Annotated in this window: 8 protein-coding genes; 5 read left to right on the top strand and 3 right to left on the bottom strand. The window is 62.9% G+C overall.

Annotated elements, in window-relative coordinates; translation table 11 throughout:
• On the bottom strand, positions 1-1,964 hold a 1,964-nt coding region (locus BGN91_RS13275; protein ID WP_292613854.1), incomplete at its 3' end, for a DEAD/DEAH box helicase family protein.
• A 69-nt stretch (positions 1,965-2,033) separates the two neighbouring features.
• On the bottom strand, positions 2,034-2,231 hold the full coding sequence (locus BGN91_RS13270; protein ID WP_292613860.1) for a cysteine-rich CWC family protein: 198 nt from the start codon (positions 2,229-2,231) through the stop codon (positions 2,034-2,036).
• On the opposite strand from BGN91_RS13270, the gene BGN91_RS13265 reads away from it, so the two are divergent.
• Together BGN91_RS13265 and BGN91_RS13260 are read left to right on the top strand one after the other, a co-directional pair.
• On the top strand, positions 2,202-2,399 hold the full coding sequence (locus tag BGN91_RS13265; RefSeq protein ID WP_292613861.1) for a hypothetical protein: 198 nt from the start codon (positions 2,202-2,204) through the stop codon (positions 2,397-2,399). The genes BGN91_RS13270 and BGN91_RS13265 overlap by 30 nt on opposite strands.
• Complete coding sequence (locus tag BGN91_RS13260) at positions 2,399-3,175, top strand: hypothetical protein (protein ID WP_292613853.1); 777 nt, start codon at positions 2,399-2,401, stop codon at positions 3,173-3,175. The genes BGN91_RS13265 and BGN91_RS13260 overlap by 1 nt, the downstream gene beginning before the upstream one ends.
• Positions 3,176-3,240: 65 nt before the next feature.
• Here BGN91_RS13260 and BGN91_RS13255 read toward each other — a convergent pair whose 3' ends face one another.
• Entirely contained in the window at positions 3,241-4,044 is an 804-nt protein-coding gene (locus tag BGN91_RS13255) for a PAS-domain containing protein (protein ID WP_292613851.1), read from the bottom strand.
• Between the two features lie 410 nt (positions 4,045-4,454).
• Here BGN91_RS13255 and BGN91_RS13250 point away from each other — a divergent pair, with 410 nt between their 5' ends.
• The 3 genes from BGN91_RS13250 to BGN91_RS13240 all read left to right on the top strand — a co-directional run bounded on the left by BGN91_RS13250 (position 4,455) and on the right by BGN91_RS13240 (position 7,517).
• A complete protein-coding gene (locus BGN91_RS13250) occupies positions 4,455-4,781 on the top strand; it encodes a hypothetical protein (protein WP_292613859.1) in 327 nt (108 codons plus the stop codon).
• A 150-nt stretch (positions 4,782-4,931) separates the two neighbouring features.
• The gene (locus BGN91_RS13245; RefSeq protein WP_292613850.1) at positions 4,932-5,561 is read left to right on the top strand and encodes a GNAT family protein; all 630 of its coding nucleotides are present in this window, start codon (positions 4,932-4,934) and stop codon (positions 5,559-5,561) included.
• Positions 5,562-5,822: 261 nt separating this feature from the next.
• On the top strand, positions 5,823-7,517 hold the full coding sequence (locus BGN91_RS13240; RefSeq protein ID WP_292613848.1) for a glycosyltransferase family 39 protein: 1,695 nt from the start codon (positions 5,823-5,825) through the stop codon (positions 7,515-7,517).
• Positions 7,518-7,590 lie beyond the last annotated feature (73 nt).

Raw genomic sequence — 7,590 nt, 5'->3', positions numbered from 1 at the left:
TCCCATGCGGCCGGCGTGGCCGAGACCGCGACCGTCTGCGGCCGCATCATGTCCCATTCCTCGAAACGCAGCGGGCGGTTGTCCATGCAGGAGGGCAGGCGGAAGCCGTATTCGGCGAGCGTCGCCTTGCGGCGGAAGTCGCCGCGGAACATGCCGCCGATCTGCGGCACGCTGACGTGGCTCTCGTCGGCGAACACCAGCGCGTTGTCGGGCACGTATTCAAACAGTGTCGGCGGCGGCTCGCCGGGGCGGCGGCCCGTGAGATAGCGCGAGTAGTTCTCGATGCCGGCGCAGCTTCCGGTCGCTTCCATCATCTCGAGGTCGAAGGTGGTGCGCTGCTCCAGTCGCTGCGCTTCGAGGAGCCGGCCCTGCGCATGCAACTGATCGAGCCGCTGCTTCAGCTCGATCTTGATGTTCTTGATCGCCTGCACCAGAGTCGGCCGTGGCGTCACATAATGCGAGTTGGAATAGACCTTGATGAAGTCCAGTTCGTCCTGCTTGTGGCCGGTGAGGGGATCGAACTCCTCGATGCTCTCGACCTCGTCGCCGAACAGGTTGACGCGCCAGGCCCGGTCCTCGTAGTGCGCCGGGAAGATGTCGATGACGTCGCCGCGTACGCGAAAAGTGCCGCGGGTGAAGTCGGCGGAGGTGCGCTTGTATTGCAGCGCCACGAGATCGGCGATGAGCTGGCGCTGATCGACGCGCTCGCCGCGTTTCAAGGCGAACGTCATCGCGGTGTAGGTTTCCACCGATCCGATACCGTAGATGCATGACACCGAAGCCACGATGATGACGTCGTCGCGCTCCAGCAGCGCGCGGGTCGCGGCGTGGCGCATGCGATCGATCTGCTCGTTGATCGAGGAATCCTTTTCGATGTAGGTGTCGGTGCGCGGGACGTAGGCTTCCGGCTGGTAGTAGTCGTAATACGAGACGAAGTATTCCACCGCATTGTCGGGGAAGAAATTCTTGAACTCGCCGTAGAGCTGCGCCGCCAGCGTCTTGTTCGGCGCAAGGATCAACGCCGGGCGCTGCGTCGCTTCGATCACCTTGGCCATGGTGTAAGTCTTGCCGGAGCCGGTGACGCCGAGCAGCACCTGGGTTCGGTCGTTGCGGTTGATGCCTTCGACCAGTTCCCTGATGGCGGTCGGCTGGTCGCCTTTCGGCTCATAGTCCGACTTGATCTCGAAGTGGACGCCGCCTTCGCTCTTTTCCGGGCGCGGCGGCCGGTGTGGCGTCCAGACCTTCAGCGAGCCGTCGTCTTTCTTGAATTCCGGGCGGCCGTCGCGCAGCAGTGCCTCCAGCGATTCGGCGGTCGCCTTGACGCCGAGGCCTTCCATCTTGCTGCGCGGCGGTCGCGCCGGGGCCCCTTCATCGTCCTCCGCGGTCGGCAGACCGAGTTGCCGCGCCAGTTCCGGATCGAGTGTCGGGATCGTCGCTGATGTGCCGTAGTTCGGCGTCGCGAATTCCGATTGCGGCGCCTCGCCGAAGCCGCTTTCTGTCTTCAGCTCCCCCTTGAGGGGAGAGGTCGACGAGCCCGGCAGCGCACTTGCGCGCCTGAGCGAGGCGGGCGGGGGTGAACTGTCCGTCACCCCACTCCGCATGTCTGCGACATGCGACCCTAGAGAGCGAGCTTCGCTCGTCTCGGCCCCTTCAGGGGAGGGTGAAGCTGCATCGCGCTTCGCCGTCGCGTCGCTCTTGCCGCGCGTCGATTTCCGCGCGCGATGCGCGGCTGCCTCGCCGCCCGAGCGGCGATCCCATGAATTGTCCGGCGGTGGCTGCAAGCCGGTGCCGGAGCCGACGCCGGCGTCGCCACGATTGATCGCCGGATTGAGCAATTCCGCGAGCGCCGGGCCGATCGGCTGCACCTCGGGACGATGCGCCTTCGATTTCGGGGTCTTGGATTTCGGAACCTTGGATCCGGGAGATTTGCCGGATCGTTTCGAAGGATCGGGAGTGTTCGCCATGCCGGCAATATGGGACGAGTCCGGTCCGCACGAAAGGGCGCATTCTCACGGATATGCGGACGCAGGGGATCACGCCGATGTCGACGAACGCGCGGCCGCCTTTCGCAGGCAATCTCGGCAAAGGCAGTCGCCACCTCGGGTCGGCATCGGCAGCCGCGCCGTTTCCTCGGCGCACCAGCAGTTCCCCGACAGGTCGCAGCCGAATTCCGTTCCGCATCCGGAACAGACGAGTCGGCGTTGGGTCTGCTGTCCGATCTGGTGGGTCATGAAGATGCCGAGTTTATCCAGAAGAAATATACTCCCCGAATCGATGAAGGTGAAATCGGATACTGCGTGAGGGTGGCGGCGCAAGGACAGCGACGGACCGGTCACGCACGCATCGGCTTTAGTCAGAATCTGTGCGACAGCTCCCGTCAAACCTTCAAGGATGCGTGATGACAAGCATTGCAACGACTAGCCTGAACAAGGTGCCTGCTGTCACGTTGGGGTTCTGGATTGTCAAAATCGCCGCCACGACCCTCGGAGAAACAGCGGGCGATGCCGTGTCGATGTCGATGAATCTGGGCTACGCCGTCAGTAGCATTGTTTTCATCGGCATTTTCGCGGCGGCGGGCGCTGCGCAAATCCGCGCGCGCTCGTTTCATCCGTTTTTGTATTGGGCAGTGATCGTTGCGACAACGACGGCGGGCACCACCATGGCGGATTTCGCGGACCGTTCGCTCGGCGTCGGTTATGCGGGCGGCTCTTCTATCCTGTTCGTGCTGTTGATGATGTCCCTTTATGTGTGGCACCGGTTCGAGGGCTCCATTTCCGTCGACAGGGTGACGACCCCGCGTGTCGAGGGCTTCTACTGGGCTGCGATCCTGTTTTCGCAAACCTTGGGTACGGCGCTCGGCGACTGGATGGCCGACAACACAGGTCTTGGCTACGAAGGTGGGGCGCTTGTGTTCGGCGCTGGGCTGGCCCTGATCGCCGCCGCTTATTTCTGGACCTCCATCTCGCACACCCTGCTGTTCTGGGCTGCCTTCATCCTGACTCGGCCGCTTGGCGCAACCGTCGGAGATCTGCTCGACAAGCCTCTGAGCAAAGGTGGGCTCGACTTCAGCCGCTTCACCGCCTCTGCGGTTCTCGTGGCCTTTATTGTCGTCTGTCTGCTGCTGTTGCCCCAAAAAGCCGGGCAGCATTCTGGCGAAAGCCCACAGGCACCGTAAGCGCTGGTGTCGCCCGCAACACGTTCGATGAAGGTCGTGCGTTGTTGTTTACGAGCTGGCCTTCATCATTCCGCCGCGCGCAGATGATTGATCAGGGAGCGATGGGCGCCGCCGCGCAGCGACAGGTAATAGTCGGTATCTGCCGGATCGTCGGTACGACGAACGAGATCGGTCACCGGAGTATAGCTCAGCATCCGGCCGCCGTCCGGAAGCGCCGTGCAGCAGAAGCGCAATACCTCACCGCTCCTGAGCTTGATGTTGATCGGGGTCTGGTCGCCCGCGCGCATCATCTTGGTGCGCTCGGCGATGAAATGGTTGAGTTCGTCCTCGGGCAATTCATACGCGCCGGTGTCGCGTCCGTGGTACATCAGCGCAATGAATGGCGGCTTGCTGTCGGCCTTCTCGTCCGGGAGCGAGAAAAAATTCCGGAAAGCGCGGTTGATGAATTCGGCGCGCGTGTCCGCGTCGAGCAGCACGATGCCGATGTCGATCCGGTCGAGGGCGGCGGACAGCCGTGCCGCGGTCGCATGCTGCTCGCGCCATCTGAGCGTGTCTTTCAATCGTCTCCGCAGCAACCCGATGATGACGGCGGTGCCGACGGTGGTCAGGGCCAGCAGCGCCAGCCGCGGAAGATAGACGGATTGCATGGCGCCGTGGTGCGCAAGGAAGGGCGTGGAGGCGGCGAGGGCGATGGCGGCGCTGACCAGGCCGGATGTCGTTCCTCCAAGAGATGCTGCGAAAGCGACGACGCAGACATACAGCGCCGCCGGGTCCGGAATGGTGCCGACATTGCGCTCGACAAGGATGGACGCGATCGCCACCAGTGTCGCGAGAGCCGGGCCAAATATGGTTTGCCAGTCGAATCCCATTGCCTGTTTCTCGGATGAAAAACGAGGATAAGCCCGCTTCGACGACAAGCGCCTGCACGGTCGGCAAGGTTTTCGTCGCCAGCGTTAATTGCATCTAACGCGGCGGACTCCGTTTGCGATGATTTGAAATCAAATGCGGCGCTATCGGAACCCGAGCCCGGACCCGCCGCTTCGCGGTGACCGAGGTCCGGTAGCGTTCCGGTGGAACAGTTCCATCGCGACACCGGAAGACATAAATTCGATGGATCATTCCAGATATGGCGGAGCGCGGACCGGCGTCGCTTCGCCGCACATTGCCCCATCATGCCCCACGGCTCTCGCGCCCGTCGTGCCGTTCTGCAAAGGTGCCGATCGGGAATCATTGTTATGACGGAGTGCAGATGACCGGCCGAATCCTTTCACGGGTGCTGATGATCGCTATCGCCTGCGTGCTGCGCGTCGGCGCGACCCAGGCCCAGGACGTTCCCGGTATCGAGATCTGTACCGCCGAAAAGAAAATGGAGCGGCGAACGAGTTGCCTGCAGAGCAACGTGAATTTCCTGCAAGGGACCATCAGCAGACTTGTCACCGACAGCGGCCAGAAGATCGATGCCGCCAACCGGAGGATCGAGGCGCTGGAGACCACGGTGGCGGAATTGCGGAAGACCGTGGCCGAACTTCAGGAGGCGCGGAAGAAGCAGCCGCAGCCGCCGGTAAAGGAGGGCGGAAAAGACAACGCAAAGGAGAGCGGAAAGTAGTTCAGGCGGTTTTCCGGCAGGGACGGCCATCCGCATTTTTTTCTCGTCGTGGGACTGGCGGGATGCGGAGCCGGAAATAAATTGGTTTTGCCGATGTGTCGCGATCGCGCAATGACGATAGCGATGACGATACGTGTTGCGGAGTAAACCATGTCCTGGCTACAGCCCGTCACGCTCGAAGGGCCTCATGCGCGGCTCGAGCCGCTGTCGTACGACCATCGCAGTCCTCTGGTCGAGGCGGTTCGGGACGGCGAGATCTGGAAGTTCTGGTACACTTTCGTTCCCGTGCCGGAGAAGATGGGGGCCGAGATCGAGCGGCGGCTGTCGCTGCAAGCCTCCGGCACCATGCTGCCGTTCACCGTGCGGGACGCGGACGGCAGAATCGCGGGCATGACCACCTATATGAACGTCGATGCCGCGAGCCGTCGCGTCGAGATCGGCTCGACCTGGTATGCGAAGCGGGTGCAGCGCACGGCTGTCAACACCCAGTGCAAGCTGTTGCTGCTCACGCACGCTTTCGAAAAGCTGGATTGCATCGCGGTGGAATTCCGCACTCACGTTTTCAATCATGTCAGCCGGCGCGGCATCGAGCGGCTCGGCGCCAGGCAGGACGGCACGCTGCGCAACCATCAAACGTCGCCGAACGGGCTGCGGGACACCGTCGTCTATAGCATCCTTCCCGCCGAGTGGCCGAAGGTCAAGGCGCATCTCACCTACGAGCTTAATGAAAGGCCTCGAGAGCCTTTGCCATCTGCGGGTCTCCATCCTGCGTCGCGGTAGAGTTCGATAAAGCCATCAGCGTGTCCTTGTCGGCTGCGGCTCGTTCCATGCCGCTTGCCAAAATTGCCTGGTCCGGGCAAAAGCAACGCCTGCGTGGGCCGGGGCGCGGTGAAATCGTCAGTCGCCGCATCAGAGCATGATCCCGAAAAGTGGAAGCCGGTTTTCGGAAAAGATCGCGCTCAAACAAAAGGATAAGCGACGAGTCTGGTTCAACGCAGTTGAAACGGACTCTAGCGCGACGGTGCAGCAGGATTCTCCGTCATGATTGAAGTGGCCCGCGACCTGGCGGGGAATATCGAGCGGTCGCTCGCCCCACCCGGCAACCGATCAAGGGCGCCGCATGGATTGCGCATGATCGCCGGGCGGGATTTGTACGACCTCGCTTCGCTCGCCCTGCTTGCCATTCTGGCGATCCTCGTCCTGACCACGTTCCGCGGCTATGCGGTCACCAACGATGAATGGATCCAGCATCGCTATGGCGAACTGATCGTCGCCTACTATCGCAGCGGCTTCGCCGATCGCTCGCTCTTCGCGCTGTATAATCTCTACCTCTACGGCGGGCTGTTCGATTCCCTCGCAGTCCTGCTTGGCCACATTGTTTCCCTCGATGTCTTTGATCTGCGGCACCTGATGAGCGCCGCCATCGGTGTCGGCGGACTCGGTGCGGCGCTCGCCACCGCACGGTTGATCGCCGGCCCCCGCGCCGGATTTCTGGCAGGCGTGGCGCTGGCGGTGTGCGGATCGTGGTACGGCACCATGTTTCACCACACCAAGGATATTCCGCTCGCCGCGGCGATGGCCGGCGCGATCTACTTCCTGGCGCAGGTTGCCCGCGACCTGCCGCGTCCGCAGCTTCGTCATCTCGTCGGCTTCGGCATGCTGACAGGCGCGGCACTCGGCATCAAGGTGCTGGCGCTCCTGCTGGTCTGCTATGTCCCCGTCGCGATCGCGCTCAATGCGCCCGCGCATTGCGTCCACACGCCCCGTGACGCGATATCGTTCATGGCCGCATCGCTGCTGCGATTCATGCCAGCCTTCATGATCGCCTACGCGATCATGATCGTCGCCTGGCCGTGGTCGGCGCTGGCGCCGCTCAATCCGATCCGCGGGCTCATCAGCTTCGGCGATTTCGGCTACGACATCCCCACGGTACTGGATGGACACATCTATCGCATGGCCACGGTGCCGCGCTGGTACGTGCCGGTCTATCTTCTCATCAAGGTGCCGTTGTTGATGCTGGCAGGAACGGCGCTGGCGCTGATGTTCGCGGCTGTTCCTGCTCGCGCGCAGGAAGCGGCATCGGGCCGCCGCCGCCGCGACGTCGCGTTAATCACGTTCGCGGCCTTCTTCCCGCTGCTCTGCGAGGCGATCGCGCATGGCCCCGCATTTTGCGGCCTGCGTCACTTCCTGTTCGTGCTGCCGCCGATGGCCGTGCTGGCCGGGGTCGGGCTGGATGCGGTGGTCGCGCGAGCCGCGGCTTGGCAGCGGCCGGTTGCGGCGGCACTGCTGGCGGTGATCGCCGCCGGGTTTTCCTGGAACGCGCTCACGCTCTACCGGCTGCACCCCTATGAATACGTTGTCTATAACCCGCTTGTGGGCGGGCTCGCGGGCGCATCGCGGCTCTATGCGACGGATTATTGGGCGACGATCATGCCCGAAGCGGTCGACGGGCTGGAAGCCTATCTCGCCAAAACCGAGCCGCTTATGAGCCGCGACGCGCATCATGTCTACACCGTGGCGTTCTGCGGCGAGCGTGCGGCGTTCCTGAAGAAGGCCAGATCCCACCTGCACTGGGCGAAGGTTTGGGAAACCGCCGATTTTTTCATCGCGCCGACCCACATGAACTGCGATCTGAACAGCCGAGGCAAGGTGGTTGCAACGGTCAAGCGCCTTGGCGTGCCGCTGGGTTACGTCAAGGATCAACGGATGATGATCGCACTGCGGCGCAGAGGTTGAGAGCGACAGCAGCGCGTCGGTCGCTCCTCGATCCTGAGGAGAGGCGCGTTGGTGCTGGCGCGCGTTGTTGAAA

The organism is Nitrobacter sp. 62-13, from assembly GCF_001896955.1.
Taxonomy (GTDB): domain Bacteria; phylum Pseudomonadota; class Alphaproteobacteria; order Rhizobiales; family Xanthobacteraceae; genus Nitrobacter.
The sequence above is the reverse complement of the archived record's forward strand: the minus strand, read 5'-3'. Positions and strand labels throughout refer to the sequence as shown.

Excerpts from the sequence above, each read along its gene's own strand:
- BGN91_RS13270 (WP_292613860.1), bottom strand. The coding sequence starts at position 2,231 with ATGACCCACCAGATCGGACAGCAGACCCAACGCCGACTCGTCTGTTCC.
- BGN91_RS13260 (WP_292613853.1), top strand. The coding sequence starts at position 2,399 with ATGACAAGCATTGCAACGACTAGCCTGAACAAGGTGCCTGCTGTCACG.
- BGN91_RS13255 (WP_292613851.1), bottom strand. The coding sequence starts at position 4,044 with ATGGGATTCGACTGGCAAACCATATTTGGCCCGGCTCTCGCGACACTG.
- BGN91_RS13250 (WP_292613859.1), top strand. The coding sequence starts at position 4,455 with ATGATCGCTATCGCCTGCGTGCTGCGCGTCGGCGCGACCCAGGCCCAG.
- BGN91_RS13245 (WP_292613850.1), top strand. The coding sequence starts at position 4,932 with ATGTCCTGGCTACAGCCCGTCACGCTCGAAGGGCCTCATGCGCGGCTC.
- BGN91_RS13240 (WP_292613848.1), top strand. The coding sequence starts at position 5,823 with ATGATTGAAGTGGCCCGCGACCTGGCGGGGAATATCGAGCGGTCGCTC.